Here is a 16,505-nt window from a genome sequence, read left to right as displayed (position 1 = left end):
CACTCACGAGGTTACCGTGAACAAAGTCATACCTTTAACGCTTCTGCTGGGCTTCACCCTGCCGGTGCTGGCGGCACCGACCCTGATCGCCGAACAGGGCAAGGAGGAGGGCAAGCTCGCCATCCCCTACCAGATGTACAAGCTGGACAACGGCCTGACCGTGATCCTGGCCCCCGACCGCTCCGATCCGCTGGTACACCTCGATGTGACCTATCACGTCGGCTCATCCCGCGAGACGGTCGGCAAGTCCGGTTTTGCCCACTTCTTCGAGCACATGATGTTCCAGGGCTCGAAACACGTCGGTGATCAGGAGCATATGCGGATCATCAACGAAGCCGGTGGCGACATGAATGGCACCACCAACAAGGACCGCACCAACTACTACGAGACTGTGCCGGCCAACCAGCTGGAAAAAGTGCTCTGGCTGGAGGCGGATCGGATGGGCTTCCTGCTCGATGCGGTGAGCCAGAAGAAGTTCGAGATCCAGCGTGCCACCGTCAAGAACGAGCGGGCCCAGCGGGTCGACAACCAGCCGTACGGGCTGGTGAGCGAGAAGGTGGGGGAGGCGCTCTATCCGCGTACTCACCCCTACTCCTGGCAGCCTATCGGTTACGTGGAAGATCTCGACCGGGTCGATGTGAACGACCTCAAGCAGTTCTTCCTGCGCTGGTATGGCCCCAACAACGCCACCCTGACCCTGGGCGGTGACTTTGACAGCAAGCAGGCCCTCGAGTGGATCGAGAAGTACTTCGGCTCCATCCCGCGCGGCCCGGACGTGGCCGAGCCGACGCCAAAGCCGGTGACTCTGCCCGAGACCCGCTACGTGACGTTGCAGGACAAGGTGCACCTGCCGCTGCTCTATATCAGCTACCCCACCGTATCCCTTGGTGACCCGCAGGAGCCTGCGCTCGACATGTTTGCCGACGTGCTGGGCGGTTCCGCCAGCTCCATGCTCTACCAGTCGCTGGTGAAAACCGGCAAGGCGATCGATGTGGGGGCGTCCCACTACTGCGAAGAGTTGGCCTGTACCCTGACGGTCTACGCCTATCCCAACCCGTCGCAGGATGGCAGCCTCAAGACCCTCAAGGGGGAGGTGGACAAGGTGATCGGCGAGTTCGCCCAGCGCGGCCTCAAGCCGGAAGATCTGGAGAAGGCGATCGCCAAGTACCGCGCCTCCGCCATCTGGGGTCTGGACAGCGTCTCCGGCAAGGTGAGCCAGCTCGCCATGGGTCAGGTGTTTGCCCAGGATCCCAACTATGTGTTCAAGACTCTCGATGCCATCGGCAAGGTGACACCGGAGCAGGTGAAGGCCGCCTACGACAAGTTCATCGCCGGCAAGCCGGCGGTGGTGCTGAGCGTGGTGCCCAAGGGCAAGACCGAGTGGCAGGTCGCCACCCCGAACTTTACCCCCGCCAAGCGCGAGTTGCCGGATTACAGCAAGCATGACGAAGCGCTGGCCGAACGACCGGTAAAAGACAATTTCGAGCGCAGCGTGCAGCCCAAGGCGAGCGAGGCGGTGAGCGTCAAGGTGCCTGCCATCTGGCACGGCAAGCTCGACAAGAACATCGAGATCATCGGCACCAAGAGTGACGAGATCCCCGCGGTCTCCATCATGATCGCCCTGCCGGGCGGCATTCGTGCCGAAGATAAGGGGCAACTGGGGCTGGCCAATCTGACCGCTGCCATGATGGGGCAGGGCACGGTGCGCCTGACCGAGGCTCAGCTGAGCGACGAGCTGCAAAAGCTGGGATCTTCCATCGATGTCTCCAGCGCCCAGTACAACAACCTCATCACCGTCAGCTCGCTGGCGGACAAGCTGCCCCAGACCCTGGCGCTGGTGCGCGAGGTGCTGGAGCGCCCGGGCATGCGGGAGGCTGACTTCGAGCGGGTCAAGGCGCAGCTGCTGCAAGGGATGCAACAGGCCCAGCAGCAGCCCGAGTGGCTGGCCGGGCAGGCGTTCCGCGAGCTGGTCTACGGCAAGCAAAACCGCCTCGGTCAACCTACCGATGGGGTGGCGGCCGATGTGGCCAAGCTGACCCTGGCGGACGTGAAGCACTTCTATCAGGCCTACTACAACCCCACTAACGCCAAAGTGGTGGTGGTCGGTGATGTGGGCCAGAAGCAGATCGAGGAGCAACTTGGCTTCCTGACCGAGTGGAAGGGGGCCACGCCGACTCTGGGGGATCTCAAGCTCAAGGGTGAGCAGGCCAAGCCGGGCATCTATCTGGTCGACAAGCCGGGGGCGCCCCAGTCGGTGATCCGCATCGGTCGTCGCGCCATGCCGTTCGATACCACGGGGGATTACTTCACCGCCGGGCTGATGAACTTCAACCTGGGTGGCAACTTCAACAGCCGCATCAACCTCAACCTGCGGGAAGACAAGGGTTACACCTACGGCGCCAGCTCCGGTTTCTCCGCCAACCGCGAGGTAGGCACCTTCGCCACCGGCGCCAATGTGCGGGCCGATGCGACTGTGGATGCCATCCGCCAGTTCCTCAAGGAGATGGACAACTACCGCAAGAGCGGCCCGACCCCGGTGGAGCTGGCCTATATGCGCAGCGCGGTCTCCCAGCAGGATGCCCTCTCTTACGAGACCTTGGGCCAGAAGGCGGGCTTCCTGCTGCAGATGGTGATGTATGACCTGAAACCGGACTATGTGCAGGCCCAGAACAACCTGATCAAAACGGTGTCGCCCGAGGCGCTGAAAGCCAGTGCGGCCCGTTGGCTCAATCCGGCCGACATGGTGATCGTGGTGGTGGGAGACAAGCAAAAGCTTGAAAAACCCCTGAAGGAGCTTCATCTTCCCATCTATCCGCTGCAGTTGCCGTAACTGACGCTTTATAAAAATCAAGAGCCGCCCCGGATGGGGCGGCCTCACATGAGCCGTGAATATGACTACAACAAGCTTGTCGCTCACCGAGTTGCTGAATGCGTTGGGATCACCGGAGCGCCTCACCGCGCTCAAGGGGATCCGGCGCGGGATCGAACGTGAATGCCTGCGCATCACGCCGGATGGCCGACTCGCCCAGAGTGACCATCCCCGGGCGCTGGGCTCGGCCCTGACCCATCCCAATATCACCACCGACTACTCGGAGAGCCTGCTGGAGTTCATCACCCCGGCCACCGACTCCATCGACAGCCTGATGGAGCAACTGGGCGACATCCATCACCATGTGATTCAGCATCTGGGTGACGAGCGGATTTGGCCGCTCTCCATGCCCTGCTTCGTCGGTGGGGAAGAGAGCATCCGGCTGGCCCAGTACGGCAGCTCCAATATCGGCCGGATGAAGACCCTCTACCGTCAGGGCTTGAAGAACCGCTACGGCAGCCTGATGCAGGTGATCGCCGGGGTGCACTTTAACTTCTCCATGCCCGACAGCTTCTGGAGCGAGTGGCAGGATCTGGTGTGCGAAGGGTGCTGCAGCCAGCGCTTTATCTCCGACAAGTACATGGGGCTTATTCGCAACGTCTACCGCTTCGGCTGGCTGGTGCCCTATCTGTTTGGCGCCTCCCCGGCCATCTGCGAATCCTTCCTCAAAGGGCGCAAGAGCAACCTGCCGTTCGAGAAGACCGGCCAGGGCACCCTCTATCTGCCTTACGCCACCGCGCTGCGTCTCTCTGATCTGGGTTATACCAACAGCGCCCAGGCTGGGCTCAAGATCAGCCACGACAATCTGCCGGCCTATGTCAGCAGCCTGCGCCGCGCCATCAACACCCACAATCCCGACTTTGCCAAGATCGGGGTCAAGGTGGATGGGGAGTATCGTCAGCTTAACGACAACGTGTTGCAGCTGGAGAATGAGCTATACGCCCCAATCCGCCCCAAGCGCACCCCGCGCAGTGGCGAGAAGCCCTCGGATGCGCTGGATCAGCGCGGCATCGAATACATCGAGCTGCGCACCGTGGACGTCAACCCCTTCACCCCGCTCGGTATCGATGCCGACCAGATCCGCTTCTTCGATCTGTTCCTGGTCTGGTGCCTGCTGCGCCCCTCTCCGGTGCTGAGTGATGAAGAGATTGCCCGCAACCGCCGCAACCAGAACAAGGTGGTGCTGGAAGGACGTCGTCCCGGCCTGATGCTTGAAGATGAGCAGGGCAATGCCATTGGCCTCAAAGAGTACGGCCTCAAACTGTTTGACGAACTGGCTCAGGTGGCCGACTTGCTGGATCGCTGCTGTGGCCGCAACCGCTATCGCGAGACGCTGGCGATGCACCGCGAGAAGCTGCTCAACCCCGAGCTCACCTACTCCGCCCGCATGCTCAGGGAACTGCTGGAGAGCGGCAAGGACAACGGCTGCTACGGTGACAAGCTGGCGACCCGCTATCGCGAGGAGCTGCTGGCAGGGGAGCTGCAATATTGGGATGAAGCCTACTTTGCCGGTGAGGCGAAGGATTCGCTGGCCAAGCAGCGCGAACGCGAGCGCAGCGACAGTCTGTCGTTCGATGACTTCCTGGCCGACTACTTCGGTACCACTACCACCACGGCCTGAAGGCGGGTTCGTACCGACCAAAGTGCCAACAAAAAGCCGCTCGAGTGAGCGGCTTTTTTATTCCTCTGAACCTGAGCGATATCAGACGTGGTTATACATGGCCTCGATTTCGCTCTGGTACTTGGCCTCGATGATCTTGCGGCGCAGCTTCATGGTGGGGGTCAGCTCACCCAGCTCCATGGAGAAGGCGCTCGGCAGCAGGGTGAACTTCTTCACCTGCTCGAACTTGGCCAGCTCTTTTTGCAAGTCGGCGATGCGGGCTTCGAAGAACTCCATCACCCGGGAGTGGCGCAGCAGCTCGGTCTTGCACTGATACTGCAGGTTGATGGAGCTGGCGTACTCCTCAAGCGACTCGAAGCAGGGGACGATCAGCGCCGAGACGAAGTGGCGGGCATCGGCGACGATGGCGATCTGTTCGATGAAGCGATCCTTGCCGATGGTCCCCTCGACCAGTTGCGGCGCTACGTACTTGCCGTTGGAGGTCTTCATCAGCTCCTTGAGGCGCTCGGTGAAGTAGATATTGCCCTGGCTGTCGAGCTCACCGGCATCGCCGGTACGCAGGAAGCCATCCTCGGTCATCACTTCTGCGGTGGCGTCCGGCTTGTTGTAGTAGCCGCGCATCACGGTGGGGGAGCGCACCAGCAGCTCGTTGTTCTCACCCAGCTTCACCTCGATGCCGTTCAGTGCCGTGCCGATGGAGCCCAACTTGAACTGGCTGTCTTCGTAGCAGCAGACGGTGGCGGTGGTTTCGGTCATGCCGTAGCCGTACTTGAGGTTGAGCCCCATCGCCTGGAAGAAGAGGTTCACATCGTCGGCCAGACGGGCGCCAGCCACCGGCAGGAAGCGGGTGCGGCCGCCAAAGCGGGCACGCAGCTTGCGAAACACCAGTCGCTCGGCGATCCAGAGCTGGCCGTAGAGCAGGGGGGAGGCGGACTTGCCCGCCTGACGGGTGGCAACCATCTGCTTGCCGACCCGGGTCGCCCAGCCAAACAGGGCGCGACGCAGAGCAGGAGCCTGAGCAACCTTGGCCTGGATCATGGCATAGGCCTTCTCGTAGAGGCGCGGCACGGCGCACATCACGGTCGGCTGCACCTCGCCAATCACATCCATCACCTTCTGCGGATCGCGGATATAGACGTTCTCGGCGCCGCAGTAGAGCACGTAATAGCTCCAGGCCCGCTCGAACACGTGGCTGAGCGGCAGCATGCAGAGCGACACATCCTGCTGATTGAGGTCGAGGCGGCTGTTGTGCATCTCGAAACAGGCGGCGATGTTGGCAAAATCGAGCATGACTCCCTTGGGCTCGCCTGTGGTGCCGGAGGTGTAGATCAGGGTCAGCAGATCATCCATCCGGTACTGGGTTTCCCGCTCGCGCAGCTCCTGCTCGCTGGGCTGATGGTTGCCGGAGACCAGAAATGTCTGGAAGTGACTCGCCTGCTCGCAGCCGCGCAGATTGACGTTGCCATCGAGAGCGACGATCTGACGAATTTCGCCGTTTTGCAGCAGGGTCAGCGCCTGATCGAACTGGGGTTGCTCGCCAACGAACAGTACCTTGATGCCGGCATCTTTGACGATGTAGCGCAGCTGATCGAGCGTGCTGGTGGGGTAGATAGGGACGCTGACACCGCGGGCAGCAAGGATGCCGAGATCGGCCTGGGTCCACTCCGGCATGTTGCGGGCATAGATGCCGACCATTTCGGTTGGCTGGTGGTCGGCACGGATCAGCGCCTGTGCGCAGTAGTCCATGGCCTGGCCCAGAGTACGCCAGCCGATGGCGCGCCACTGGCCATCTTGCTGAACCCGCAGGGCAGCCTTGTTGCCAAGCTGGGCAATACGTTCACGCATCAGTCGAACCAGATGAAGCTTCGGCATCAGTTAAACATCCTTTAATTACAGTTGTACGCCCGCGAGGGCACTAAAAATCGGGCTAGAGTTTAAACTCCAACATTACAGCTTACAAGTGTTCGCCGTTTGTCTTGGATCACAAAGAGCGCAAATAGCTCTCCCTTTGCGCAGACTGGCCGATACTGCTAGGAGGCAGAGAGAGGGTTAACGATATGAATCTGTGGGTGAAAGGGGCGTTGGCCGCGGTCGGGCTGATGGTGGTGGGGGGCGCTGCGTTTTGGTTCTTTGCCGGAACGTCATCACAGGGGCCCGCCAATCCCTGGTATCAGGGGGCCGAGGGGTATCAGCAGGCGCAGCAACAGGCGCTGGCGTTGGGCTATCCGCTGCTCTATGTGCTGGAGACCCCCAAGTGCCGCCGCTGCGGCGATCTGGAGAAGAAATTCTGGCAGAGCAAGGAGATGGCTGGCCCGCTTGCCCGGTTGGTGAAAGTGCGGCTCAACCCGGGCAAGGGGGATGGCAGCGAGCAGATCCTGCGCCGCTTTCCCAAAGTCGCCACGCCGCCCGGCATCTATATCCAGCAGCCGGGCCAGCCCCTCAGACCCATCAAGATAGTGGTGGATATCGACCAGATCTGGATGCCGGGGAAAACCTGGCAGCGTGGCTTCTATATGCCGCTCTCCGGGGCCGGATTCGAGGCGGTGGTGCATACCACCCTGGCTTTGCAGGACCCCGCACTGGACAATGCCCCCCTCGATTGAGGGGGGGACAAAAGGTTTGGGCGCGACGAACAGGCTGGATCAGCCGAAATCGAACAGTCGCGACATCAGCACCGCATCTTCCCTGTCGTTGCCGGTGCCGTAGTAGTCGGCGCGGCGGCAATACTCGGCAAAACCGGCGCTCTCGTAGAGGTTGATGGCGGTCTGGTTACCGGCCCGCACCTCGAGAAACCAGGCCTCTGCCCCGGCTTGCTTGCTGCGCGCCAGATAGGCCTGCAACAGCGCTCGTCCCAACCCCTTGCCCTGAAACGCCGGATGCACACAGATGTTCATCAGCGAGCTGTCACCGGCCACCAGATCCGAGATATAGAAGCCCGCCGGGGAACCATCGACCAGCATCAAGCCGTTGAGATAGCGAGGGCCGAAGCAGGAGAGCAGGTTGGCCTCACTCCACGGCTCCTTGTGAGCGGCTTGCTCGATGGGGTAGACAAGGTCGAAATCGCTCTCGAGCAGGGGACGAAACTCAGGCATGGGGGCTCCGGATGGCAAGATGTTGGGCACTGGGGTTGGCAGAGGTGGCATTTGTAAAATCAGGTAAAAAGAGCGGCATCACAGTGGGTCTTGGCGGCATGATGCAGGATCACGCCGCGTTGGCTGCAAGGTGTTGGCGCAGCTGTTGCCACAGGGCGCGCTTTTGCGCGGCGCTGGGGGTGAGCGGGCAGATCAGCGCATCAGGCCGCGCGGGGTTGGCCTCTGTCAGCCAGAGCAGGGGGGAGGTATCCGCCGCTTGCAGGTCGGCAGGCGGCAGCTCGCTGAGCAGTGAGACCTCGTCGGGGGTCATGCCGAGCAACTGGCAGATATCCGCCAGCAGCGTGGTGGCAGGCAGCTGAGGCGCCAGCAACCAGAGTTTGCCGCTGGGCAGCGGAGCGCGGGTGGCCGGTGCCGTCTGGTCGGGCTGCACGGCATCTTGCTCAAGCTCGGGAGCGGGTGCTGCGCCCAGCAATGCCGGACGACGCAGTTGCCAGCTTTGAATGCCCATGCGGGCCAACATGCTCTGACGAACGGGATCTTGCATTTGAGGCGACTCACTCTTGATCTGCATTGGGGAAAATTGTGTTGCGCAGGGTACACTCGAACCGCTTTTGCTGCACCCTTTGCAACGCATCATCTGGCGCATGCGGGCATGGTACTCATCACGACACTGGCTATGCATGGGCGCAGTACGCTGCCGATACGGTATCGCACTGCCCTTGCGTTTTTTCCTGCCAGAGGCGGGTATTGTGCGGCAAGAGATACCAGAATAAACATCATAACAAGACAAAACCCAAGGTCGAGCAAATGGATATCGCGCCTTGGGGCTAACATCATCCCAGCTTCGGAACACTCTCTATGTCGTCTTTAGCTCAAGCCCAGAACCCTGCGCGTCTTATTCCCATCCAGGAGCGCTTGCCCCGGCTGCTGGCCGCCCTCGGTGAGGGACTTTACGAACGGCAGGATGCCTTGCGCCTCGGTCTGCTGGCTGCCCTCAGTGGCGAGAGTGTCTTCTTGCTGGGGCCACCCGGTATTGCCAAGAGCCTGATTGCCCGCCGCCTCAAGCTGGCCTTTCACGACGCCCGCCACTTTGAATACCTGATGACCCGTTTCAGTACGCCGGAGGAGGTGTTTGGCCCCCTCTCCATTCAGGCGCTGAAAGAGGATGGCAAATACCTGCGCCTCACCACAGGTTATCTGCCGGAGGCCGAGGTGGTGTTCCTCGACGAGATCTGGAAGGCGGGCCCTGCCATCCTCAACACCCTTCTCACCGCCATCAACGAGCGGCAGTTTCGCAACGGCGACAGCCAGCACCCCATCCCGATGCGCTTGCTGGTGACTGCCTCCAACGAGCTGCCGGCGCCGGACAGCGGGCTGGAAGCGCTCTACGACCGGATGTTGGTGCGGATTTGGATGGACCGGGTGCAGGAGAAAGCCAACTTTCAATCCATGCTGGCCAGCGATGGTCACGCCCACCAGAATCTGCCGGAATCCCTGCAGATCCGGGGGGATGAGTACGAGCAGTGGCAGAGCCAGATTGAACAGGTGCGCCTGCCGGATGCCTGTTTCGAGCTCATCTATCAGCTGCGCCAGCAGCTCGACAGCCAGCTGGCCCACCGCTGCTATGTGTCGGATCGTCGCTGGAAGAAGGCGGTACGGCTCATCAAGGCGAGCGCCTTCTTCAATGGCCGCGATGAAGTCGCACCGGTAGATCTGCTGCTGTTCAAGGATTGTCTCTGGCATGACGAGGAGTCCCGCACCGCCCTGCTGGAGATGATGACCGAGTTTTCCCGCCTTTACGGCTATCAGCAACTGGCGATGACCCGTCAGCTGCTGGCGTTGCGGGATCAGTTCAAACAGCTCAAACAGAGCGTGGCCCAGCGCCTTTGCACAAAGGCCCGCCAACGCAAGCAGTGGTTTGGCCGGCGGGCCCGGGGTATCGAGATCCCGCTTGCTAATGCCAGACCCTTTGGCAAGCAGGTGCATTTCCATCTGCTCACCCCGGCGCCGCTGGATGGCAGCGATCCCGAGCGTCTTACCCGCACCCTGGTGTTCGATCGCACCCTTCTTTCCCATTGGCATCCGACCGGTGAGGCGCTGGTAGGTTATGAGTTTGGCAACCCGAAAGAGGGGCATTACGAGCTGGTACTGGACGATGAGCTGCGGCTGCAGGTGCTCGATATCCAGCGCCAGCAGATCCCGCTGGTTTTGATGGAGCGCAACGCCATCCCCGAGGTGGTGCTGGCGCCCTGGTTGCAGTCGCTCGACGAGCAGCTGGTTCAGGTCGGCAAGGTGATGCAGGAGCTCAAACAGCAGCGCAGCCTGTTCGAGCGTCACCAGCAACACCTCTTTATCGCCCAGCGCTGGCTGCAGCAGGTGGAAGACAGCTTCTTTGTGCTGAACCGGGATCTCGAACTGCTGCGCAACGAGCTGACCCAGTGGCGCGAGCGGTTGCCAAGGCTGGACGAGTAAGGAGCGCTCATGCTTGAGATAGGCATGCTGGATCTGGGTCTTCTCATGGGAGAGGGTGAGCTGGCGGGAGAGGTGGTGGCGTTGCTGGCGGCCTCGCCCAAGATTTCCGAATTTATCAAACGCTCCCCGCTACAGGGCAAGCTGCTGAAAAAGCGCCTGCAGAGCTGGGGTGAGCAGCTTGGCGAGGAGATCCGCCACAAGCCGGTGCCGGTGGCACTGGAGCAGGAGTACCTGCTCTATCAGGCGCATCGGCAACTGCCGATGACCGAGCTGATTGGTCGCCTGCCCGGCTTGCTGGAGTCGCTGGAGCAGTACAGCCCCTTCGCCGGTGAGGCACGATCCTTGGTGCGTCAGCTGACGGCCCACCCCACCGAGGGGCTGCGCCAGCTCTTTATCGACAAGTGGCGCGCCAGTCTGGTGGGGAGCCTGCTGCAACTGCAGCAGCAGATAGCCGAAGCGGAACGGGAGAAGCAGCGTCAGGAGATTGAAGATCAGCTGCTGGCGAGCCGCACCCTGGCCGATGCCCTCGATCCCAACCAGATCTCCGCTGGTGGTCTTTGGGATCTGGCGCAGGGACACTGGCACAAGCGCAGTCTGGTGCTGGTCAAGCAGTATGCCCGCATGTTGCAGCGCGAGCCCTTGCTGGCGGAGATTGCCGGCCTGCTCGGGCGCAGCGAGCGGGATCGGCGGGCGCAGGAGCAACCTGTGCCGCCGGTTCAGGTGCTGGAGCTGGAATCCGCCCCCAGCGACGATGTGCCGGACGATCTGGTGGGCATTCATCAGGCTAACGATCTGATGCGGCTGCTGCCAAGCGAGGCGGTGATGCTGGGCTTGCCCGAGCTGGAGCTGGAGTTCTATCGTCGCTATCTGGAGCGGCGTCTGCTCAGCTACCAGTCACGTGGCACCTTGCCGCGCCAGCGCATCATGCTGCGCACCCCGGAGCAGGGGGGGCAGCAGTTGCAGCAGCGAGGCCCCTTTATCGTCTGCGTCGATACCTCCGGATCCATGGGTGGTTATCCCGAGGAGTGTGCCAAGGCGCTGTTTCTGGCGCTGCTCAAGGTGGCGATGGATGAGAAGCGCGGCTGCTATCTGATGCTCTTCTCCACCGAGGTGGCGGCCCTCGAGATCACTGCAGATACCGGGCTGGACAAGGCGGAGCGCTTCCTCTCCATGAGCTTTCACGGCGGTACCGATCTGGTGCCCTGCTTGGAAAAAGCGCTGGCCAAGCTCGATGATCCCGCCTTTGCCAAGGCGGATGTGCTGGTCATCTCCGACTTTATCGCCCAGAGCCTGCCTCATCCCCTGCTCGATCAGATGAACCGCTATCGCCAGCGCCAGACCCGTTTTCACGCCGTCGCCATGTCCCGCCACGCCAAGCAGGCGCTGCTGCGGGTATTTGACAACAGCTGGCTGCTCGATTGCGGCCTGCGCGGCCGGCTGCTGCGGCGCTGGCAGCATCACTAGTGACCGGGAGGGGGCAACCCCTCTTGAGTTGTTATCCCGCCCCTCTTTTTCGCTGTGCGTCCCCGCTTTCATTCCAACACGATGATATCGCAGTAAAATGTGACTAGCCTGCCATTCGGGCTCTCTGTCCGGGTGATAGCCTTTACAACCATTGTTACAGGGGAAAGATGGTGATTTTCCGGCATCGGCTTGCCCGATGATCTTTCCCATTGATCCGGAGTATGTATGAGCCGACTTGCCTTGCTGCTGTTGCTGGCGGTGTTCGGGCTGGCAGCCAAACCCTTGTCCCCCGAACAGTTGGAAAATGAACTGGGAGGGATGGAGCGGGTCTATCAGCCGATCGAGTTGCTGCGGGAGCGCGTTGCCCGTTTGCAGCGGGACGGCAACGCCTATCCGCCGTCGCAGCAGATGCGGATCAGTCGTCTGGCTTGCTGGGCCCAATCGGCCGATGACATGCAGGAATCCCGAACCGCCATCGCCAATGCGGAGCGGATGCTGATCGTTGCGCGCGAGCAGGGGAATGACACCGCCGTGGCGGAGCTGACGATTTGCCGCGGCTGGTTCAATCAGCTGCTCGGCGAGGTAGCGAAGGCTCGTCACGATTACGATGAGGGGCTGCGGCTGGCAAGGGAGGCCGCCGTGCCAAAGCTGGAGGCGCTGGCGCTGGCCCGCCGGGGGGCCATGCTGTCTTTTCAGGGGGTCTCAGGCCAGGGGCTGATGGATCTCACCAAGGCGCACAATATCTATGAGCAGCTGGGGTTGCCCACCTGGTATCACCAGGCGCAGCTCGAGATTGCAGCCACATTTCGTCGTATGGGCCTCTATGCCGAAGCGCTCGCCACCCTCAACCGGTTGAGCGAGCATTTTGCCAGAAGTCACGACGGGTTTGGCTCGGCAAGGCTCAGTGATCAACTGGCGATGGTCTATCTGCAGACCGGGCGTTATCAGGATGCGCTGGGCGAGCTTGAACGCAGTGCGGCCTTTTATAATCAGCCTCAATATCTGATTGAGCATGCCGAACGCATGGTGATGCAGGCCGAGGCTCTGCTCGGGCTGGATCGCCCCGCTGATGCCGGACGCTTGTTGGCACAAGCGGCGAAGGTGCTCTCTCCCGATGTTGACCCCATCCTCCATGCGCATCTCGAGCTGGTGCGGGCGAGGTTGAGAGTCGAAGAGCAGGAACCGGCGCCAGCCTTGCGTGCGCTTGAGAAGATTGAGCCGATTTTGAAGGTGGAAGGGCACGTACGCTTTTTGCTCGAGCTCTACTGGGTACGCAGTCGGGCGCTCGAGTTGCAAGGCGACTATCCGGCTGCGCTGGCTGCATTGCGGGAGCATCTGGTGCAGGAGCAGCGGCTCGATCAGCTGTTACGGGAACAGAGCACGGCCTGGGTTCGCGGCGAGTTCGAACTGGCCCGTCAGGAGGGGGAGAACGAGCGACTGCGAGTCGAGCAGCGACTGCAGCAGCAGGAGCTGGAGCAGGTCAAGGAGCGTCGTTTCTGGCTGCTGGTGGTGATGGTGCTTTGCGGGGTACTGGCGTTGCTGACGATGGGGTGGCTGCTTGATCGCAACCGTCGGATGCGTCGTCTGGCCTTTACCGATGAGCTGACCGGCATCAACAACCGCCGTCGGGTGCTGCGGCAGGGCAGCGATATGTTGGCGCTGGCTCGCAGGCAGGGCACGCCATTTTGTCTGCTGGTGTTCGATATCGATCACTTCAAGCGGATCAACGATACCCTGGGCCATCATCAAGGAGACAGGGTGCTGCAATGGGTCTCTCGGGCGGCAGATCGTCAACTGCGGCACCAGGATCAGTTGGGGCGTACCGGCGGAGAGGAGTTCTTGATCCTGCTGCCGGATACCAGCCTTGAAGAGGCGTGCCGGGTGGCTGAGCGGATCCGTCACTCGGTCGCCAACCGGGCGTTGCCCGGCATGTCGTACCCGGTAACCATCAGTATCGGATGTGCCTCTCTGCGAGACGATGATCAGGATCTGGCGGCCTTGATCCAGCGTGCCGACAATGCGCTGTATCGTGCGAAAGAGGCGGGGCGCAACCGGGTGGAAACAGACGAGTGACGGGCTGGGTATTGTCACTCAGCAGGGTGTCATCGATATTGGGGAGCACACTGATACGGCGATGATGCTCGTCCCCTGCGCTCGTTCTTGCCTGCGATGACAGATTGGCAAGCGCGAGCGCAGAAGACCGTCAGAAGGGCGTTATGCCCAGGCGCTGCCACCATTGAGATGAAGCACTTCACCATTCATGTTGTTGTTGCTCATCAGGAACAGTGCGGCCTGTGCATAATCCTCTCCCTCTCCCAAGCGCTTCAACGGCAGGCTTTGCGCCACGGCAGCCACTTTTTGTGGGTCATTGCCCAGAGCTTTAAGCATCATGGGTGTGCGCATGGGGCCCGGGTTGATGACGTTGATCCGACGGGGGGTCAGCTCGGTAACCAGACTGTGAGCCAGCGTTTCAACCGCGCCAGCTGCAACGGCAGGGAGTGCTTTACCCAGTTGTGGGCGGCGCGTCACCATCCCGGACGTGAGCACGATGGAGCCGCGTTCGGACAGTTTGGGTGCTGCGGCGCGGATCGCATGAACACTTCCCCAGAAGCGGCTGTCCATGTTGATTTTCAAATCCTCGATGGCAGAGGTGAGAAAGCTGCCTGGTCGCATGACGGCGGCGGTAATGACGAGATGATCCAGCGAATCCAGCTGGTTGAAAAAGTGATTGACGGAGTCGACGTCGAGAATATCCAGTTGATGGCCACTGGCATTTGGGCCCAGTTCAGCCAGTGCTGTGGCAAGCTGCTCACGGCTGGAACCGCCGATAATGACCTTGGCGCCTTGCTCGATCGCTTGTTGGGCGGTGGCCAGGCCAAGACCCGAGGTACCACCGATAATGACGATCTGTTGATTGCGCAGGGTGGAATGTTTCATGTAATGACCTCTCCATTATGTAGATACGATTTACATATTTGTAGCTGGGTAGGGAAAGTCCAAGTATGAAAATTTATCAAGAGTGGTTGTTGCTGGCATGAGGAGGGGGCCAAGTCCACGTGGTCCGGATGCTGCCATCCGATTCGGAGTGTTTGATTTTCTGTTCAGTTGGAACCTGTGGAACGGAGGAGCGGCCAAATTATCATCTCTTGTCAGGCTGGGTATTTTTCACTCGCGCGGGTATAATGTCGCGCAATTTTGCTTTGACTCAGGCGAGAAGACCCATGTAACGCAACCCTCCTCCCTCTCTCCACCAGGTTGGCAAGACGCCAGCTGGCGTGGCTTTCGTTGCGTATACATGTGCCGTGAGCGGCATTCCGGATTTATTCCCACGGTGGTTGATGCCACCGCTCAATAGAAGAACGTTGAATTATGTCAGCTGAATTTCTGAGTGAAGTCTCCAAGAGACGCACTTTTGCGATCATTTCGCACCCGGATGCGGGTAAAACTACCATCACTGAAAAAGTCCTGCTGTTCGGACAGGCCATTCAGCGCGCCGGTACCGTCAAGGGCCGTGGCTCGGGCCAGCACGCCAAATCCGACTGGATGGAGATGGAGAAGCAGCGTGGTATCTCCATCACTACCTCGGTGATGCAGTTCCCCTATGCCGATTGTCTGGTCAACTTGCTCGACACCCCGGGTCACGAGGACTTCTCTGAAGATACCTACCGTACCCTGACCGCGGTCGACTGCTGCCTGATGGTCATCGATGCCGCCAAGGGTGTTGAAGACCGGACCCGCAAGCTGATGGAAGTGACCCGTCTGCGTGATACCCCCATCCTCACCTTTATGAACAAGCTGGACCGTGAAGTGCGCGATCCGATGGAAGTGATGGATGAGGTGGAGCGCGAGCTGAAGATCATGTGCGCCCCGATCACCTGGCCGATCGGCTGTGGCAAATCCTTCAAGGGTGTCTATCACCTCTACAAGGATGAGACCTATCTCTATCAGAGCGGCCAGGGCCACACCATCCAGGAGAAGCGGGTGGTCAAGGGGCTGAACAACCCGGATCTGGATGCCGCCGTCGGCGAAGATCTGGCCCGGCAACTGCGTGACGAGCTGGAGCTGGTGCAGGGCGCCTCTCCCGAGTTCGATCACGATGCCTTTATCGCTGGCGAGATGACCCCGGTCTTCTTCGGTACCGCACTGGGTAACTTCGGTGTTGACCACATGCTGGATGGCCTGACTGACTGGGCGCCGTCTCCCATGCCGCGCAAGGCCGAGAGCCGCGAAGTGGTGGCGACCGAGGAGAAGTTCTCCGGTTTCGTGTTCAAGATCCAGGCAAACATGGATCCGAAACACCGCGACCGTATCGCCTTTATGCGTATCGTATCAGGCACCTACAGCAAGGGCATGAAGATGCGCCACGTGCGTATCGGCAAGGATGTGAACATCTCCGACGCCGTGACCTTTATGGCCGGTGACCGTGAGCAGGCGGAAGACGCCTTCGCCGGTGACATCATCGGTCTGCACAACCACGGTACCATCCAGATCGGCGACACCTTCACCCAGGGTGAGGATCTCAAGTTCACCGGTATCCCGAACTTTGCACCGGAACTGTTCCGCCGTATCCGTCTGCGCGACCCGCTCAAGCAGAAGCAGCTGCTCAAGGGGCTGGTCCAGCTCTCCGAAGAGGGCGCGGTACAGGTGTTCCGTCCGCTGATTAGCAACGATCTCATCGTCGGTGCGGTCGGTGTACTGCAGTTTGACGTGGTGGTTTCTCGTCTGAAGAGCGAGTACAACGTCGAGGCCATCTACGAGGCGGTCAACGTCTCTACCGCCCGCTGGGTGGAAGGGACCGACGTCAAGAAGTTCGAAGAGTTCAAGCGCAAGAACGAGGTCAACCTGGCCCTCGATGGCGGTGACAACCTCACCTACATCGCGCCGACCATGGTCAACTTGCGCCTGGCCCAAGAGCGCCACCCCGACGTGGAGTTCCGCCAGACTCGCGAGCACTGATACTGCTTACCAAATCCCGCCAGATGGCGGG

At 60.8% G+C, this 16,505-nt stretch carries 11 protein-coding genes; 7 read left to right on the top strand and 4 right to left on the bottom strand.

Translation table 11 applies throughout. The annotated features are described in order from the left end of the window. Positions 1-16: 16 nt before the first annotated feature. Both ACTG19_RS09635 and gshA read left to right on the top strand, forming a co-directional pair. Positions 17-2,830, top strand: coding sequence for a M16 family metallopeptidase (locus ACTG19_RS09635; RefSeq protein ID WP_439989030.1), 2,814 nt, complete (start codon positions 17-19; stop codon positions 2,828-2,830). Between the two features lie 61 nt (positions 2,831-2,891). Then, positions 2,892-4,490 (top strand): glutamate--cysteine ligase, encoded by a 1,599-nt coding sequence (gshA, locus tag ACTG19_RS09630; RefSeq protein WP_439989029.1) that lies wholly within the window; start codon positions 2,892-2,894, stop codon positions 4,488-4,490. Positions 4,491-4,571: 81 nt separating this feature from the next. Here the strand turns inward: gshA and ACTG19_RS09625 are convergent, their stop codons facing one another. Then, positions 4,572-6,362, bottom strand: a complete 1,791-nt coding sequence (locus tag ACTG19_RS09625) for an AMP-dependent synthetase/ligase (RefSeq protein WP_201990778.1) — start codon at positions 6,360-6,362, stop codon at positions 4,572-4,574. A gap of 227 nt (positions 6,363-6,589) precedes the next feature. On the opposite strand from ACTG19_RS09625, the gene ACTG19_RS09620 reads away from it, so the two are divergent. After that, positions 6,590-7,093 (top strand): hypothetical protein, encoded by a 504-nt coding sequence (locus ACTG19_RS09620; protein ID WP_371155262.1) that lies wholly within the window; start codon positions 6,590-6,592, stop codon positions 7,091-7,093. A 39-nt stretch (positions 7,094-7,132) separates the two neighbouring features. Here the strand turns inward: ACTG19_RS09620 and rimI are convergent, their stop codons facing one another. After that, a complete protein-coding gene (gene rimI, locus ACTG19_RS09615; RefSeq protein ID WP_005349003.1) occupies positions 7,133-7,582 on the bottom strand; it encodes a ribosomal protein S18-alanine N-acetyltransferase in 450 nt (149 codons plus the stop codon). Positions 7,583-7,691: 109 nt separating this feature from the next. Beyond that, complete coding sequence (locus tag ACTG19_RS09610) at positions 7,692-8,126, bottom strand: DNA polymerase III subunit psi (protein ID WP_113740123.1); 435 nt, start codon at positions 8,124-8,126, stop codon at positions 7,692-7,694. A gap of 314 nt (positions 8,127-8,440) precedes the next feature. Here ACTG19_RS09610 and ACTG19_RS09605 point away from each other — a divergent pair, with 314 nt between their 5' ends. From ACTG19_RS09605 to ACTG19_RS09595, 3 genes are all read left to right on the top strand, one after another. Next, entirely contained in the window at positions 8,441-10,054 is a 1,614-nt protein-coding gene (locus tag ACTG19_RS09605; RefSeq protein ID WP_113740124.1) for an ATPase RavA domain-containing protein, read from the top strand. Between the two features lie 9 nt (positions 10,055-10,063). Next, entirely contained in the window at positions 10,064-11,518 is a 1,455-nt protein-coding gene (viaA, locus tag ACTG19_RS09600; RefSeq protein ID WP_439989028.1) for an ATPase RavA stimulator ViaA, read from the top strand. Positions 11,519-11,743: 225 nt separating this feature from the next. Continuing rightward, positions 11,744-13,591 (top strand): tetratricopeptide repeat-containing diguanylate cyclase, encoded by a 1,848-nt coding sequence (locus tag ACTG19_RS09595; RefSeq protein ID WP_439989027.1) that lies wholly within the window; start codon positions 11,744-11,746, stop codon positions 13,589-13,591. A gap of 141 nt (positions 13,592-13,732) precedes the next feature. Here ACTG19_RS09595 and ACTG19_RS09590 read toward each other — a convergent pair whose 3' ends face one another. After that, the gene (locus tag ACTG19_RS09590; RefSeq protein WP_439989025.1) at positions 13,733-14,455 is read right to left on the bottom strand and encodes an SDR family oxidoreductase; all 723 of its coding nucleotides are present in this window, start codon (positions 14,453-14,455) and stop codon (positions 13,733-13,735) included. Between the two features lie 429 nt (positions 14,456-14,884). Between ACTG19_RS09590 and prfC the strand changes: the two genes are divergently transcribed. After that, a complete protein-coding gene (gene prfC / locus ACTG19_RS09585; RefSeq protein WP_085942070.1) occupies positions 14,885-16,474 on the top strand; it encodes a peptide chain release factor 3 in 1,590 nt (529 codons plus the stop codon). The last annotated feature ends 31 nt before the right edge of the window (positions 16,475-16,505 follow it).

Origin of the sequence: Aeromonas sp. 3P (genome assembly GCF_051919745.1) — a bacterium.
Classification (GTDB): Bacteria; Pseudomonadota; Gammaproteobacteria; order Enterobacterales; family Aeromonadaceae; genus Aeromonas; species Aeromonas veronii.
The sequence above is the reverse complement of the archived record's forward strand: the minus strand, read 5'-3'. Positions and strand labels throughout refer to the sequence as shown.